Below are 16,031 nucleotides of genomic sequence, written 5' to 3'. Positions count from 1 at the left end.
GCCTATCATTGTTGCGCTTAGCACTAATTTTAAATACACTCTGATTTTACTAATTTCATAGTGACTATTATGTGGTTCAAAAACCTGATTATTTATCGTTTATCCAATCCTATTGATTTAAGCCCAGAGCAACTAGAAACACGACTTGAAGAGTTTGCTTTTCATCCCTGCGGTTCTCAGGATCTAAGCAAATATGGTTGGGCCAAACCTATGGGTAAAATTGGCAGCTCATTACTGCATGTCACTAACGGCAACATCATGGTATGTGCGCGTAAAGAAGACAAGATGTTACCCGCATCAGTGATCAAAGAAGCACTCGACGAAAAAGTCGAACAAATCGAACAAGAAACAGGCCGCCCGGTTAAAAAGAAAGAAAAAGACGCAATGAAGGAAGAAATTGTTCATACCTTATTGCCGCGCGCCTTTAGTCGAATTGGTTCTACCTTTGCTTATATCGCACCGGCACAAGGGCTAATTTTCGTCAATGCCTCAAGCCATAACAAAGCCGAAGATTTACTCGCTCTGCTTAGAAAATCGATTGGCTCATTAGCGGTATTACCGGTCCAAAGTAAAAACCCGCTTGATGTCACAATGACCCAATGGCTAACCGATAACTCTGCCATTGCGCCATTTGAGTTACTTGAAGAAGCTGAGTTAAAAAGCCCACTTGAAAATGGCGCGGTGATCCGCTGCAAAAATCAAGAATTGATCTGCGATGAAATAAAAGCCCATATTGAAAACGGTATGTTTGCAGTAAAAATCGCAATGAACTATAGCCAGTCATTAAGCTTTGTATTAAATGAAGACTTAACGATTAAACGGGTAAAATTTAGCGATGTAGTTTCTGAGCAACAAGAAGATCAAGACAAAGCCGATAAAGCCGCATGTTTTGACGCTGATTTCGCCATTATGGCGGGTGAGTTTGAACATTTTATCCCCGCGTTATTTGATTTACTCGGTGGTGAAGAACGCACAGCTTAGATCAGCTATTTATCTAACAACTCAAGCCTAAGCTAGCCAAAATACGGTTGGTTTAGGCTTCGTATTCTGTATAATGTTTTCGCGTCGCACAACAAGGTGTGAGTGGAAATGAAGCTATTGCTTTTTAAAAAGAATGTAACTATCTTAGGGGTTATGCCTTAAATATTATGTCTTAACCATCTCGCCATATCATTAATTGACGGATATGTATTTCAGCATTAGACCTAAAAGACTTCATCGGCGCTGCGTGACGATAGAGTCACTTCGATCTCATCCCTAATTTTTAAATGGAAACGTTATTACCAATGCCTGATAAAATAGCTGAGCGGAAAAAACGAATTGCAACAAGCCGCAATAATGAGCAACAAGCTCCGTTATTGAAGTATCAAGGCGTGCTTGGTCATGTAATTAGCGACTTACAACAACTAAGCCACATTTCTGACGACCTTCAGCAGCAATTAGCGCCAATCCCTGAGCAATTTAAAGCATTAACAAATACTAATGACCAGCTCGATTCACTGGTTGAAGTCTTAAATTTATATCAATCTGCGGTTACTGAACTTGATAATGCACTGGGTTTAATGCACGAAAATAACGACCAGTTAATAAAAGATTACGTTGAGCAATTAACCAGTATCGCCAATGACTTCCATCTGACTCCGGCACTGCAAGGTGAGTTAGATAACATCTATTTACAGCTGACAGCTATCACATCAACAAATAGTCTTTTTGATAGTTTTCAAGAAATTATTAAGTTACTAATCTTAAATAACAAGGGTGAAAAAGAAGCGTCAAAATTCTTTTTAGAAGCCTTAAATAGCGCCCTACTCGATGTTAAAAATATTGTCGCTAACGGCTCATCATTAACGAAAGTCTCATCTCAAGATCGAAAATCATGGGACAGTGCATTAAAGTCTCGGATCAAGAAAATTTGTGTCTTGACCAAAAGCGAACTCAGCCCCGCGCCCCAGTCACCAATAATTAATGAACTGGCTCATATGTTGGCGGCGCTTAAAATAAAAGAAAAATTCGATAACAAAGAAGCGCAACAATTATTAAGTAATTTTGCACAAATGGAACAACAATTAAAAGCTGTTGAAGCCGAAGCGCAAGGTTATAAAACCAGACTCGAGCAACAAGAAGTGCTGAGCATGCAAGATAGTTTAACTAAACTACCTAATCGTGCTGCGCTTGATAAGCGATTTGAAACCGAGTTTAATCATGTCAAAAACAGTGGTATGTTGCTATGGGTCGTTGTTGCTGATCTTGATTTCTTCAAAAGAATCAATGATAGCTATGGCCATTCGGCTGGTGATAAAACCTTGCAAGTCATTTCCTCGGTGCTAAGCAGTTCGTTACGTAATAGTGAATTTGTTGCCCGATTTGGCGGTGAGGAATTTGTTATTTTAGTGCCTGAAATCAACAAAACGACCTTAAGCAATATGCTGAATCGAGTTAGAAATAAAGTTAAGTCAGTGCCGTTTAAGTTTAAAGACGATAATGTTCAAATCACCGTTTCAATGGGCGCTACCCAAGTAAAGCTGAGCGATCCTAGCGAGTTATTTGCTTTTGAGCGTGCCGATCGGGCATTATATAAGGCGAAAGCTCGAGGTAGAGACCAAATAGTTATCGATTAATAATTTATTACCGATTAGCAATATTCAACCAAAAAGCAGGAGGCTTTATGATTGTAAAAATCAGCCCCAGAGGGAGTTTAGAGCAACTATCACAACTTGAAGCAGAGCAACTAAAACAACACGCCAATAGTCATCTGTATCAACTCTTTCGCAAGTGCGCCTTAGCAGTATTGTGCTCTGGCATTCAAACGGATGACGGCCAAGAAATTTTAACCACTTACCACAGCTTCGACATTAATGTCTTAATTCGCGAGCGCGGTGTGCAACTCGAGTTAATTAACCCACCGGAACTCGCTTTTGTTGATGGTGAGATTATCACCGGTATTCAAGAACATCTATTTTCGACCCTGCGCGATATTATTTATCTCAATGATTATTTTAAGCAACCCTTGCTTACTGACAATCCTGATGGCGATTTTATCACCGACAGTGTCTTTCATGCCATGCGTAACGCCAAAACCATTACTCAAGCGATCGATCCAAATATTGTGGTGTGCTGGGGCGGTCATTCAATTAATGATACCGAGTACCAATATACCCGAGACGTTGGTTACGCATTAGGCTTGCGCAAACTTAATATTTGTACCGGCTGTGGTCCTGGCGCGATGGAAGGCCCAATGAAAGGTGCAACTATCGGCCATGCCAAGCAGCGGGTTGAACAGCGCCGCTATATTGGGCTGACCGAGCCTTCAATTATCGCAGCAGAACCGCCGAATCAACTGGTCAACGAATTAGTTATCTTGCCAGATATTGAAAAACGGCTTGAAGCCTTTGTCAGAGTTGGCCATGGCATTGTCATTTTCCCAGGCGGTGCTGGCACTGCTGAAGAGTTATTATATATCTTAGGAATTTTACTCGACCCTGCCAATGCACAACACCCATTTCCGTTAGTATTAACAGGTCCAGAGCAAAGCAGAGAATATTTTGAAGTTGTGGATCAGTTTATTGCTAATACACTGGGATCACAGGCACAGCAATTGTATCAAATTATAATCAATGACCCGCAGCAAGTCGGCCAAGTCATGAAGCAAGGACTGCAAAAGGTTCGAGATTATCGTAAACAGTCTGAAGATTCCTACCAATTCAATTGGTCATTGTCGATCCCGGTCGAATTTCAGCGTCCTTTTGAACCAACCCATGCTAATATGGCGCAATTAAACCTTAGCAGTAATCAGCAGCCCCAAGCCTTAGCTGCTAATTTACGCCGCGCTTTTTCAGGCATAGTAGCAGGCAATGTTAAATTTGACAGCATTAAAGCAATTGAACAGCTTGGTCCGTATTCTCTGAGTGGCGACCCGCAATTAATGGAAAAAATGGATGTCTTATTACAACGTTTCGTCGAGCAACAACGCATGAAATTACCCGGTACTCAATATATCCCATGTTATAAAATTATTAATAATGAATAAACCAGCAACACCTCACCTCGTCATCATTGATGCCCTAAATCTTATTCGCCGAATTGATGGGGCATTACGAGGCTTTTCGGCTCAGGCAACCCTAGATACTGCGCAACTTATCTCATTAACCAACCAAGCAGTCACTCGCTTGGCCAGAGGCCACTGCCCGAGCCACATTGTGGCTGTATTTGATGGCGACGGTAATAATTGGCGTAAAAAACACTACCCGGCTTATAAAGAAAACCGTAAACCTATGGCTGATGATTTAGCGCTGCAACTCGAGCCCATTCGCCAGCAGTGGCGTCAGTTAGGGGTCAGTTCATTACTAACTGACCATGATGAAGCCGATGATCTTATCGCCACGTTAAGTATAAAAATGCTCAATGCCGGCGGTCAGGTTACCGTGATCTCAACCGATCAAGGATTTTATCAACTGCTGCCATTGGGACTAAAAATTTGGGATCACTTTTCAAGTCAGTGGGTAGACGAAAAAACAGTCTCACAAAAGTATGGCATCAAATCAGAACAACTACTTGATTACTGGTCGATTGTTGGTCAAAGCGGCAACAAGATCCCAGGGGTGAGTGGTTTAGGCCCGAAAGCAGCGCTGAAGATATTAAGCCAATACGATAATTTAAAACTCGCCTTTGCTGCCACTCCTACCGCGACCGAAAAGCCACTGATAAAATTACAACAAAACAAAGACCAAGCACGATTAAGTTATAAACTCGTCAAGCTAAGAACTGACTTAGAGCTGGCTATAAATTTAAAAAGCATTCGATATCAGCCCGCTGGCGCCGATGTTCAAAGACCAAGCGAAGAGACTCATGAGCCGCGATAAATCACTGCTAACTTGTGTGTTTGAGCACCGTCAACATTTAAATAATACCATTGACGCCGCTATCTCGGGGCTGTCACTAGCGAGTGCCAATCAACTCAAAGCCCAAGTTTTAATCATTTCGCAATGGTTATGGGAATTATCGCCCAGCAATAGCGACCTAGTCAGTTCGTTATCCTTATATCACCCAGATAAGTACTCAGACTTATCTAATCGTGCATTTTGCAGCGCAATATTAACCAGCCGGTTATGTCACCAACTGAACTGGCATGGTCTGAGTGCCAAGGCGCTGATTAGTTGTGCGTTGACCATGGATATCGGCTTAGGTTTTACGGTGCCGGCACTGGTAAATCAACCAATTAAAGTCAATAAGTTAACTAAGCAACAGCTTCAGCATTATCGTAATCATCCGCTAACCAGTGCGAGTTACTTGCACAAATATAATATCATTAGTAAAGCTTACCTTAAGTATGTCATTGAGCATCAAGAATTATTAAACGGTCGGGGTTTCCCTAAAGGCTTACGCCATCATCAAATATCCACGCCGAGTAAAATGCTGTCTCTGGTGGCCAAATTTAGTGAGTTAATCAATCTGGGGCATCATCAGTCTGGTAGCAATTTACGCCAAATATTGAATATGTTAGCCCAAAGTGATGCCTTATATTGCCCGCAACTACTGCGCTTACTGGCGACAATTATTAATCAACCTAAACCAGCGATGATTATTACCTATAGCGGGCAACAGCAAGGCCTCGTAATCAACCAAAATCTAGAGAGCGATACTTTATCGGTGCTTGAACTGGTAAATCATGAGCAGCAAGGGCTATTTTTCGGCCAGAGTATTAACCAGGTAAAGTTGTCCGCTGTCAGCCAACTAACAACGAACAATGCGCTATATAACGAAACAATTTTTACTCAGCATTGGGCTCAAATAAGCGATGAACAGGTCGCAGATCGCAGCAGTTGTGGTTCGCGCCTAAAACCACAATCGGCGTTAGCGCAGCTGCGTAATCACCTCAGTAGCTCACCACCCGATAAACAAAAGATTGAAGATTTAATTAATCAACAAACTGAAATTGGTCAGCAATTGATTAACCAATTAAGTCAACAGCACCCAAATCGCCAATTCAATAGCAGTTTTCATGCCCTAAAAATGGCGGGGTTCGAGCAGTCCAATGCACTGATTGGCCAATTAGGTTTAGTGCAACAGTTAAATAATTATGACTTTCCTGTCCGCACTATGCTCAGTGCCAAAGTAAACTGTGTCATGGCTATTTGCCGCCTGACCACCACATTTACTAGTTGTGTTTTACCGCATCAAGCAGCAATGTTTGCCTTAATAAACCTGGCTCCACTGTATTTTGAACGGCGCGTTATCGAGATGCCAGCGCGCCCGGCAATCAAATTGGACAACCTGCTATTAAACCAAGGTTATAGCTTAATGGCATTAACGGCCACCAGCCAACAAACCAAAATTAGTGCCAGTTTAGCCCAGCATTGGGACAATCGTGCATTAACCCACAATTCATTAGCGCTGTTAGCGAATCCAGAGCCGAACTCAAACTTATACCAACAAGAAATTATCAAGATTTTCCAATTAGCGTTGTGTTTAACTCACCATATATTTCATGGCATCAGTGTCGACGCGCCCAAACTGAACCGACACGCCAAACCTTTATTTAAGCAATTGAAACTGGTTAATCAAGATATCAAACAATTGGTCGATGGCGCGCTAGAACAAGCCCCCTACTGCACGCTTTAACGAAGCCAATTACTATGGCAACACCTTATTGCTATCACGCTGCGCGACGGCTTCTTGTAATTGGGCAAGGGCTTGCTCATTGCCCTGATAACGATGTGATGCGCCGTGTTGATAGTGATAACTAAAGACGTCAAACCACAAATCTAAAATTGCGCCATTATCATTTTCACCGAAACTATTTAATACCTGCGCTGCAACTTCGGCTGTGGCCATCTGACCGTCAGCTATCGCTTTGCGTACTCGATAGCGGTCACTGTGACTTGAGGTATTGATCGATAACAGCGGTAAATTACTCAAATATGGGCTGCGTCGAAACATTTTTTTTGCTTCGCGCCAAGTGCCATCAAGCAAGATAAACAGGGGGCGCTTGTTTGCGGCGAGCTTAGGAACCTGATTAACAACTTGTTGTTCTGGATGGGCATATTCTTGCGGAAAAACCACAAAAGCTTGGTATTGAGGATCATTGATCAACGCTAGTAACGCGGGATCAACCTCGGTTCTCTGCCAGATAAACGCATGAGTATCGTCAATTAAATCGGCAATTAAGCGCCCTGTATTACTAGGTTTTAATACTTCGTCGTCCCACATTAACAACAGAAATGCCGCCTGGCTGTGACAAGTTGGACAATGTGGGCAAATACAATGCTTGCGTGAAATTCGACAGTTAGGACAACGATCAGTTTTGTAACCTCGTCCTTTAAATGGTCGGGTGCTAATACTTTCCCGATATTGATGTAAACGCTGAACCGCGTGCATAAACTACCTTAATACGACAATAAAAATCGCCGCATTATACCTATTACCCAAGCTTTTGTTTAGGAGCTACACCAACTGATTTATTAATAATCCTTTGCGTTCTTGATCATTACGTTGGGTAATCAACGCCGCTTGCAATAATAAGTCATTTTTTTGCTGCTCACTGGTCGCGCTGGCGTAGTCGGTATCTTGAATCCGCGAACGTGAAGCACTGCTATTATCACGGGTCACTTGGTAAGTACTTATCTCGCTCGCAAGGGCGTTGGTGTCTGCGCCATTACTTGTTGCTTGCTCGCCAATGGCACTTAATACCTGCTCAATCGCTGCTTGTGTTGCAGCAGGGTCGCCAGCGTCTAAACCTGCGATAAAGTTTGATTGGCCCAGCGCTTGCTCAGCAATCGCATTAATTTCGCCAGTCAGTTGGTCTAATTCACCCTGAATCGCACCATTACTGCCGAGCGGACTGCCCGATTGAATGGATAGCTCATTAGCGCGCTGCAAGCTTTGGGTTATTGAACTATATTGGGCATCTGCAACATTATTTAAATTAACTTGATCGCGCGCATTGTCCGCTAATTGGCTTAGCCCTGATATTTGCGATGACAAACGATTAGCTATCTGTAAACCAGCGGCATCATCGCTGGCTTTATTGATCTTTAAGCCAGAGCTAAGCTGCTCAGTTTTATCATCGCGTTCCTTTTGGATACGCTCAATGAAACTAAGTGAAGTTGTCGATTGATTAATAGAAATCATTTGTCGCTCCTGCCTAAAGTTTGACCACTAATATTAAAGATTTAATTAGTAACAGTACATCAGGGTAAAGTATTAGTTTAATTTCCCTCTAGTCTGTTAACAACTCAATTCCATCAAGGTAATATCATCTAATGGCACCACAGGACCACAAAATTGCTGCATCGATTGATACACCATATCAATCTCGCCCTCTTGTGCTAATAACGTCGCTATCACCCGCTCAAGCCGAAGTTGACCATATTCCTCTTGATTGCAATTCATCGCTTCAGTGACGCCATCAGAGTAACAATAAACACGGTCGCCCTCTTGCATTGACAATTCGATCGGAGGTAATAACTCTTTATTAACGATGCCCAAGGCAAAGTACGTTGATGAGACACGTTGCACTAACTCATCGTGGCGGTAAATTAAGATGTCAGGCATGCCACAACTCCAAATATGCAGTCGATTATCAACCGGCTCAATTTCAATAAATATTGCGGCTAAGAATAAATCTGCTGGTAGTTTGTCAAAGACATGGCGATTGACTTCGTTAACAATATCTTTGAGAGTTATGCCTTTTTGAGTCATCGCATAAAATGTATCTGAAATCACTGGCCCACCAATCGCGGCAGTGATGCCATGCCCCGTAAAATCTCCTAACATAATGTGCTGGCTACCATCCGGGCGATGAGCACTTAGCAGCATATCTCCCGCCGTTTGCTCAACCGGTGACTGCATAAATCGGATATTGTGCGGATTAAAATTATTAGTTGAGCGCATTTTCAAAATAATATTTTCAATCACTCGGCGTTCTTCTTCAAGTTTTTTCCTCGAGGCGACTAATTCATTTTGCAAAATCAACATGCGACTGCCGACATTGAGCCTAGCTTTTAATTCGGCACTGTCAAAGGGTTTACAGATGTAATCATTAGCCCCTGCCGCTAAGCCATTAACGACGTTTTCAGAATCATTTTTAGCCGTTAACAAAATAATATAAGGTGGACTAGCTGCCAGCTGCTCTCTGATTCTTTGGCATAAGCCTAAACCATCTAATCCTGGCATCATCCAATCAACAAGTAATAAACTAGGCGCATTACTTTGTTGTAAAATATTCCATGCGTCTTCACCGTCAACGGCCTCTACTGGTTGATAACCCCACTTTTTAGTAACGGCCATCAGCATCTTACGTGATATAAAGTCATCATCAGCTATCAGCAGCTTCATGCTAATACTCCCTCTAATTCTTGCTGCAATAAAGTATACTGACGTTTTAAATCAGCCATAATCGGCAACACTGTCGCCAATTCTCCCGCTGCGGCAGCATGCTCTAATACTCGCGCGATTTCACTAAATCGAACCGCTGATACATTAGCGGCACTGCCGGTAATTAAATGCGCTTGCTCGGTGACAGCGATTAAATTATCGTTGCCAAAATGCCTCGACAATTTAATCATCTGACATTGAATGTCGAGCTGAAAAGCGCCTAATACTTCTTTGACTAACGACTGGTCGCCTAGTAAACGGATCGACAATTTGTCCAAGTCCAAGACAATAGGATCGGACGTTGTGCAATCTGCTACCGCTAAATTTGGTTCAAAATCACCGAAATTTTGCATCTCACATACAGCATGAGGTAACCAAGTACTTAGCATTTGTGCCACTACTTTGACATTAAGTGGTTTACTCAAATAATCATTCATACCAACGGCTAAGCATTTTTCTTTATCGCCATTTAAAGCGTTAGCGGTCATCGCAATTATCGGCACTTGGCTATTAGACATCTGTGATTGCGATTGACGAATGATATTAGTCGCTTGATAGCCGTCCATTTCAGGCATTAAACAGTCCATAAACACCAAGCTATAATCCATGACCTGCAACGCCGTAATAGCTTCCTGACCGTTTGCAACAACAGTCACAGTCACCCCTAACTTTTCTAACATTTTCGTCGCGACTAATTGGTTGGTTAAATTGTCTTCTACCACCAGCACATCGACGTTAAACTTCTGGTATTGCTCAAAACTGGGGGTGATCAACGAGTGATTGATAATGCCAATATCTTGGTTAACCACCTCGACTAACGTTCGATGTAAACTCGACTGTGCTACCGGTTTGGCGATGCAACCACTAAAACCCATTGCTTGCAATTTTTGGGCATCGTTATATTGCCCAATCGAGTTAAGTAACACTAAATGAATATCGGTGAGCTTGAGCGATTGTCTTATTTGCCGACATAATTGAGTGCCATTCATCGGTGGCATGTGATAATCGAGCAAAGCTAACGTAAAAGGTTGCTGTTGCCCTGCCGCAGCTTTGAGTAAACCTAACGCTTCGTCGCCACTCGCTGCAACTTGATGTTCGACCCGCCATAACGTTAAAAGTTGAATCAGCAGCTCACGATTAGTTTGGTTATCGTCAACCACCAGTACTTTTTGATCAGTTAAATCGCCAATTAACTCAGGTAACGGCAGGGTTGCAATCGACTCTAAGCAGAGGCTAAAACCAAATGTAGCACCATGGTTTAATTCACTTTCAACCCAAATTTCACCGCCCATCAATTCCACCAGTCGTTTCGAGATAGCAAGCCCTAATCCCGTGCCACCATACTGGCGAGCGATCGAGTTATCGGCTTGCATAAATTTAGAGAATATCTTGCGCTGTTGTTCTGCTCCAATACCTATTCCGGTGTCTTTAATTTCGAACGTTAAACGCGTGCGATTATTGCTCTGAGCATCCATCGTAATAAACACGGCGACTTGACCTTCACGGGTAAACTTAACGGCGTTGCCAATTAAATTGGTAAGTATTTGGCCTATTCGGCCTGGGTCGGCCTTAAATCTCTGGTTGATCACTGGATTTGCCGGAAAAATTAACTCTAGTCCTTTTTCTTCAGCCTGAAACTGCATCGCATTGCTTAACTGCTCAAGCAGTAAACCTAAATCAAATTCAATCGGCTCTAATTCAAGCACATCGGCTTCAATTTTTGAAAAATCTAAAATATCGTTAAGAATTTCAAGTAAAGAACCCGCGCTGTGCGCAATGGTTTGCATAAATTTATATTGCTGATTATCAAGCGGGGTATCGAGTAACAAATTGCTCATGCCAATAACTCCACTAATTGGCGTTCTTATTTCATGACTCATGTTGGCTAAAAATAAAGACTTGGCAGCATTGGCTTGTTCGGCTTCTTTGGTTGCCAATACCAGTTCTTGGGTCCTTTCAGAAATTTTAAGCTCGAGTTGTTCTTTATGCTGTGACAACTTGCTGGACAATTGTTGATTGTCCAGCAAACTATTTTTTAACACGATAGCTACTTGCGCTAGATTGCCGATTTCATTTTTTTGATCGGCATAAGGAATGTCGATGCTGATTTTCCCGGCAACGATATCACTCATCGCGGTTGTCATTTGATTGAGCTGATTAACTAAGCGACGGCTAAATACAAAGTAAAGTACCGATAACATCACTCCGGTAAATAAAAAAATGAAAAAGCAGGAGGCCCATAATAACATCGTCGCACGCTGGCGAGCCTGGTTCGTTTCACGTAATGCCCGTTGACTGATTAGTTGTTGAAACTGCTTAATTGGCTCCATGATTTTACTTTTGTTTCGATCATAAATATGATCAAACATCAGGTGTTGTGCTCGCTCAAGTTCACCAGCGGCAACCGCCTCAAAAGCTTCTTTTTCAATTGAAATCAATGCATCAGAGTTGGCTTTCGCCAGTTCAATTAACTTAAGTTCATTAACTGGTGCTCGCAGTTCTCGCAAACGTTGCACCACCTTATCGCGACTTCTCGTTTGGTTTACTTCGCGCCAATAAGCCGCTAAGTGTTGTTTATCACCAAATTGCGTATAACGTCGAGCCTCTCTAGTCAATAAATCACTGGCACTTGCTAACTGATTACCCAACGCCGACAATTCAACTTGTCGGTCGTTATAATGGCGTTCGTCATCAATGCTATTCATCATAAATAGCATTAACAATATCGACATGTTGCCTAATAAAAAACAGACAATAATAGTATTTCGGGTAATTATCGATATTTTCATTTGCTTCCTCGTAATATCCTTTTACGACTTAAAACAATAATGACCACAGGCATCATGCCTATATCTAACATATAGCCAACAAGTTGCCATATAGTTGACTAAGTTACCAATAATATCTTAAGGGATTTGTGGCTTGCTGCGATAAAATCAGTCACCGATCCAAATCAGACTTTTAAATAAAAAAAACTAGCCCAGTATCCTGCCGATTAGGCCAGCCAAATAATATGCCACAGCCCACTTGCAATATCTTTGCTTGCTCAACCGAAATTCAATCTATACTCAAGGTGATAACTCAATATAACAAGAGCAATTACAGGTGAGATCATGAGTACTCTCAATGTACCCAAGCTAGTATCGGGGCTTGCACTTTCAGGCTCAGTACGTTCAAAATCAGTACGTTCAATCCCTGTGATTTCAAAGTCAGTACTTTCAATATTGCTGCTTACAATCTCGTTGCTGCTAACCCCGAGCATCACTCAGGCACAAGAATGTAATCACCGTGGGGTGTTAGATGATAAGTATTGTGATCACAACAAAGATTTAGTCGCCGACTCACCAACAGACTCTGCTCAATGGGCAGATCCAAATCCTCTGATCTTTACCTATACGCCGGTTGAAAACCCAGCGATTTATAAAGCCGCCTTTGTCGAATTTCAAAATTATTTAAGTAAATTAACCGGTAAAAAAGTAGTTTATTATACGGTGCACTCTAATGCGGCTCAAATTGAAGCGATTCGCTCGGGTCGTTTACACATTGCTGGCTTTTCAACTGGCACAACGGGTTATGCAGTTAACCTCGGTGGTTTTGTACCCTTTGTCGCCAGAGGTACCGCTGATAATTTTCATGGCTATAACTTAATTACTGTCGTTAAGAGCGCTAGCGCGATCAAAGCGATGACAGATTTAAACGGTAAAATAGTCGCTCATACATCAACATCGTCAAATTCGGGCAACTTGGCTCCCCGGGCCATTTTTCCATATCTTGGCATCACCCCAGGCCAAGATTACACCGTAAAATATTCAGGCAAACATGATAAATCAATTATGGGAGTACTCGCTGGTCACTACGATGCAGCTCCTGTCGCCTCAGATGTCTTTGAACGCATGATAAATGCCGGTCTAATTAAAGCCGATGATTTTAGGATCATTTACACCAGCCCACGTTTCCCAACGTCCGCATTTGGTTATGCTCACGATCTAAACCCTAAATTAGTTGAAAAGATTAAACTCGCTTTTACTAGCTTTCGTTTCTCGGCCCAAATGTCTGAAACTTTCGGCGGTGCTGATCGATTTTATCCCGTCACGTACCAAAAGGATTGGGCTGTTATCCGAGATATAGCCCACTCAACCGGGGTCGCTTACACTAAGAACGGCTTAAAGAAACTTGCTAAAAATGACGCGATAAAAGCCGCTAAAAAGCGTGCGAACGCACTCACTACGTCACCATGAAATTTATTTTATTAGCAGGTCGCCATTCCTCGTTTTATCAGCTGATTATTTCCTTTCACGTACTACCACCGTCATCGTCAATACTCGATTAATCTCGTAATCACCAAAGTAGTAGAGCTATTAAACGCCGCTGCAGATATACTAACAATTTTGCCTAACTTGATGTTTAAGGGACAATTTATGGCTTATCTACTACTGGCACTGACCACATTATTCTGGGCGGGAAATTTTGTGCTCGCTCGCATGTTTCACCTTGATATTCCACCAGTTACCATGGCCACGTTACGCTGGAGTTTGGCTTGGTTGTTGATTGCTCCTTTTGTTATTCCCAAAATAATCGCGCAATGGTCAGTAATCCGCCAACATTATAAAATATTACTGGCCTTATCGATTATTGGCGTCGCGAGTTTTAACACCTTAATATATTGTGGGCTTCAATTAACAACCGCCACTAATGGCACCTTGTTGCAATCTGCTATTCCAATCATGATCTTGATTTTATCGGCCACGGTGTTAAGAGAAAACATCAGTAAACGCCAATGGACTGGCGTTGGCATTTCAACCCTCGGGGTGCTCCTGCTAATCAGCAAAGGCGATTTTAGCAATTTATTGGCATTACAGATAAACGATGGCGATTTGTGGATCCTAGCAGCTGTTTTGTGCTGGGCGGTATATTCCATTTTATTACGCTGGCGCCCACAGGAAATTGATGGTTTTACCCTGTTTGGTATTACCGTTACCGTAACTGTTGTGGTGTTATGGCCGCTGGCCTTGCTGGAATTGCAAACGGCACCAGCCATTCAATTTAGTATCAGCTCGGCAGCAACAATAGGCTATATGGCGATATTCCCTTCGATTTTAGCTTATTTATTTTGGAATCGGGGCATCGCTGAGCTTGGTGCAGCTAAAGCAGGACTTTTTATTCATTTAATGCCGATGTACGGAATCATCCTTAGCGCGACCTTTCTTAATGAACGGGTGGAGTATTTTCATCTACTGGGAATTTTATTGATTTTTTCTGGTATTTACTTAGCTGTTATTACCAAAGGTTTTTTTCGCACCCTGCTAAGGCAATAACAAAAAACAGGCTAACTCGTTCGGTAAAAAAGCCCAAAAACCAGCACTTAATTGACAGGTTTTTGGGCCTTTATTGGTAAGCCACTCAATAATGTTTTGTTTGTTATTTTATGACTTCGCTAATCGATTTAGCTAAGTAGTCGACATTGTTTCGGCTAATTCCAGCAATGCTAATTCGTGATGAATCAACCATATAAATACTGTAATCATTCATTAGTCGTGCAACCTGCTCTGGTGTTATGCCCAAAAATGAAAACATGCCCGATTGACGAGTAATAAAGCTAAAGTCGCGTTCAACGCCATTGGCAATGAGTTTATCCACCAGCATTTGACGATTAAAGGCTATGCGTTCCCGCATTACCGCTAATTCGTTATGCCATTGCCCAGTTAATTCATCTGAACTCAAAATAGTATTAACTAATGCCGCGCCGTGCGCTGGCGGCATCGAGTAAATACCTCGCACAACAGCAAGTGCGACTGAAAATGAAATATCGGCCCGCACGCTATCTTTGGCTACCAGCGTAAAAGCGCCAATACGTTCACGGTACAGGCCAAAATTCTTTGAACACGAGCTGCACAGTAATACTTCAGGCAACTCATTGGCCATTAGACGTGGACCATAGGCATCGAGTTCTAAACCTTGACCAAAACCTTGATATGCCATATCAATTAACGGCGTAAAACCTTGTTGCTTGGCCAGCGCTGTAACCTGCTGCCATTGCTCTTGAGTTAAGTCCATGCCACTAGGGTTATGACAACAAGCGTGCAGTAACACAACATCACCGGGACCAACTTGTGACAATGTCGCCATCATTGCAGAAAAGTCTAACGTCTTAGTTTCATAATCGTAATATGGATAAGATGCTACTTTAACGCCAGCCGCATTGAATAAGCTCTGGTGATTAGCCCACGTTGGGTTACTGACCCAAATAGTTGCATCACTTTTACAGGCCTTAATAAACTCGGCTGCAACGCGCAGCGCCCCAGTACCGCCAGGGGTTGACAAGGTACGGCTACGGTTTTGCTCAAGAACTTGATGCTCACCGAATATAAGCGAGCTCATTTGGCGATTAAAACCAGCGTCTCCCGCGGGGCCGATATATACTTTCGATGTTTCAGTATCGGTTCTAAATTGTTCAGCGGTTTTAACACACTGCAAAATAGGAGTATGACCAGACTCATCTTTATAAACCCCAACCCCTAGGTCGACTTTATTCGGATTACTGTCTTGATTACATGCAGTGATCAAACCAAGGATCGGATCTGCGGGTAAAGCATTAAGATGTTCAAACATGATTCACTGTTACCTTATCGAAATTTTATATAATGCCAATCCCATTAATT

The 16,031-nt window shown here is 42.3% G+C and carries 12 protein-coding genes; 7 read left to right on the top strand and 5 right to left on the bottom strand.

Annotation, left to right across the window (positions count from 1 at the left end):
- Positions 1-69 precede the first annotated feature (69 nt).
- The 5 genes from rdgC (at position 70) to HRU23_15820 (ending at position 6,618) form a co-directional block, all read left to right on the top strand.
- Complete coding sequence (gene rdgC, locus HRU23_15840) at positions 70-981, top strand: recombination-associated protein RdgC (protein NRA55610.1); 912 nt, start codon at positions 70-72, stop codon at positions 979-981.
- 305 nt (positions 982-1,286) lie between these two features.
- The gene (locus tag HRU23_15835; GenBank protein NRA55609.1) at positions 1,287-2,618 is read left to right on the top strand and encodes a GGDEF domain-containing protein; all 1,332 of its coding nucleotides are present in this window, start codon (positions 1,287-1,289) and stop codon (positions 2,616-2,618) included.
- Between the two features lie 47 nt (positions 2,619-2,665).
- Positions 2,666-4,027 carry an LOG family protein gene (locus HRU23_15830; GenBank protein ID NRA55608.1) on the top strand — a complete coding sequence of 454 codons (1,362 nt, stop codon included), beginning with the start codon at positions 2,666-2,668 and terminating at the stop codon, positions 4,025-4,027.
- Entirely contained in the window at positions 4,020-4,859 is an 840-nt protein-coding gene (gene xni, locus HRU23_15825; protein ID NRA55607.1) for a flap endonuclease Xni, read from the top strand. The genes HRU23_15830 and xni overlap by 8 nt, the downstream gene beginning before the upstream one ends.
- The gene (locus HRU23_15820) at positions 4,846-6,618 is read left to right on the top strand and encodes a hypothetical protein (GenBank protein ID NRA55606.1); all 1,773 of its coding nucleotides are present in this window, start codon (positions 4,846-4,848) and stop codon (positions 6,616-6,618) included. Before xni ends, HRU23_15820 begins: the two co-directional genes overlap by 14 nt.
- Before the next feature lie 12 nt (positions 6,619-6,630).
- Here HRU23_15820 and HRU23_15815 read toward each other — a convergent pair whose 3' ends face one another.
- The 4 genes from HRU23_15815 to HRU23_15800 all read right to left on the bottom strand — a co-directional run bounded on the left by HRU23_15815 (position 6,631) and on the right by HRU23_15800 (position 12,161).
- Complete coding sequence (locus HRU23_15815) at positions 6,631-7,374, bottom strand: DTW domain-containing protein (GenBank protein NRA55605.1); 744 nt, start codon at positions 7,372-7,374, stop codon at positions 6,631-6,633.
- A 66-nt stretch (positions 7,375-7,440) separates the two neighbouring features.
- On the bottom strand, positions 7,441-8,127 hold the full coding sequence (locus HRU23_15810; GenBank protein NRA55604.1) for a flagellin: 687 nt from the start codon (positions 8,125-8,127) through the stop codon (positions 7,441-7,443).
- Positions 8,128-8,223: 96 nt separating this feature from the next.
- Positions 8,224-9,333: a SpoIIE family protein phosphatase gene (locus tag HRU23_15805; protein ID NRA55603.1), complete on the bottom strand. Its 1,110-nt coding sequence runs from the start codon at positions 9,331-9,333 to the stop codon at positions 8,224-8,226.
- Positions 9,330-12,161 (bottom strand): response regulator, encoded by a 2,832-nt coding sequence (locus HRU23_15800; protein NRA55602.1) that lies wholly within the window; start codon positions 12,159-12,161, stop codon positions 9,330-9,332. Before HRU23_15800 ends, HRU23_15805 begins: the two co-directional genes overlap by 4 nt.
- 324 nt (positions 12,162-12,485) lie before the next feature.
- Between HRU23_15800 and phnD the strand changes: the two genes are divergently transcribed.
- Positions 12,486-13,610 (top strand): phosphate/phosphite/phosphonate ABC transporter substrate-binding protein, encoded by a 1,125-nt coding sequence (gene phnD, locus HRU23_15795; protein NRA55601.1) that lies wholly within the window; start codon positions 12,486-12,488, stop codon positions 13,608-13,610.
- 180 nt (positions 13,611-13,790) lie between these two features.
- Positions 13,791-14,687, top strand: coding sequence for a DMT family transporter (locus HRU23_15790; GenBank protein NRA55600.1), 897 nt, complete (start codon positions 13,791-13,793; stop codon positions 14,685-14,687).
- A gap of 103 nt (positions 14,688-14,790) precedes the next feature.
- Here the strand turns inward: HRU23_15790 and HRU23_15785 are convergent, their stop codons facing one another.
- The gene (locus HRU23_15785; protein NRA55599.1) at positions 14,791-15,981 is read right to left on the bottom strand and encodes an aspartate/tyrosine/aromatic aminotransferase; all 1,191 of its coding nucleotides are present in this window, start codon (positions 15,979-15,981) and stop codon (positions 14,791-14,793) included.
- Positions 15,982-16,031: the final 50 nt, after the last annotated feature.

This window comes from Gammaproteobacteria bacterium (assembly GCA_013214945.1).
In the GTDB taxonomy this organism is placed as follows: Bacteria; Pseudomonadota; Gammaproteobacteria; order Enterobacterales; family Psychrobiaceae; genus Psychrobium.
Note: the sequence above shows the minus strand (reverse complement) of the source record. Positions and strands in the feature narration are given on the sequence as shown.

Excerpts from the sequence above, each read along its gene's own strand:
- rdgC (NRA55610.1), top strand. The coding sequence starts at position 70 with ATGTGGTTCAAAAACCTGATTATTTATCGTTTATCCAATCCTATTGAT.
- HRU23_15835 (NRA55609.1), top strand. The coding sequence starts at position 1,287 with ATGCCTGATAAAATAGCTGAGCGGAAAAAACGAATTGCAACAAGCCGC.
- HRU23_15830 (NRA55608.1), top strand. The coding sequence starts at position 2,666 with ATGATTGTAAAAATCAGCCCCAGAGGGAGTTTAGAGCAACTATCACAA.
- xni (NRA55607.1), top strand. The coding sequence starts at position 4,020 with ATGAATAAACCAGCAACACCTCACCTCGTCATCATTGATGCCCTAAAT.
- HRU23_15820 (NRA55606.1), top strand. The coding sequence starts at position 4,846 with ATGAGCCGCGATAAATCACTGCTAACTTGTGTGTTTGAGCACCGTCAA.
- HRU23_15815 (NRA55605.1), bottom strand. The coding sequence starts at position 7,374 with ATGCACGCGGTTCAGCGTTTACATCAATATCGGGAAAGTATTAGCACC.
- HRU23_15810 (NRA55604.1), bottom strand. The coding sequence starts at position 8,127 with ATGATTTCTATTAATCAATCGACAACTTCACTTAGTTTCATTGAGCGT.
- HRU23_15805 (NRA55603.1), bottom strand. The coding sequence starts at position 9,333 with ATGAAGCTGCTGATAGCTGATGATGACTTTATATCACGTAAGATGCTG.
- HRU23_15800 (NRA55602.1), bottom strand. The coding sequence starts at position 12,161 with ATGAAAATATCGATAATTACCCGAAATACTATTATTGTCTGTTTTTTA.
- phnD (NRA55601.1), top strand. The coding sequence starts at position 12,486 with ATGAGTACTCTCAATGTACCCAAGCTAGTATCGGGGCTTGCACTTTCA.
- HRU23_15790 (NRA55600.1), top strand. The coding sequence starts at position 13,791 with ATGGCTTATCTACTACTGGCACTGACCACATTATTCTGGGCGGGAAAT.
- HRU23_15785 (NRA55599.1), bottom strand. The coding sequence starts at position 15,981 with ATGTTTGAACATCTTAATGCTTTACCCGCAGATCCGATCCTTGGTTTG.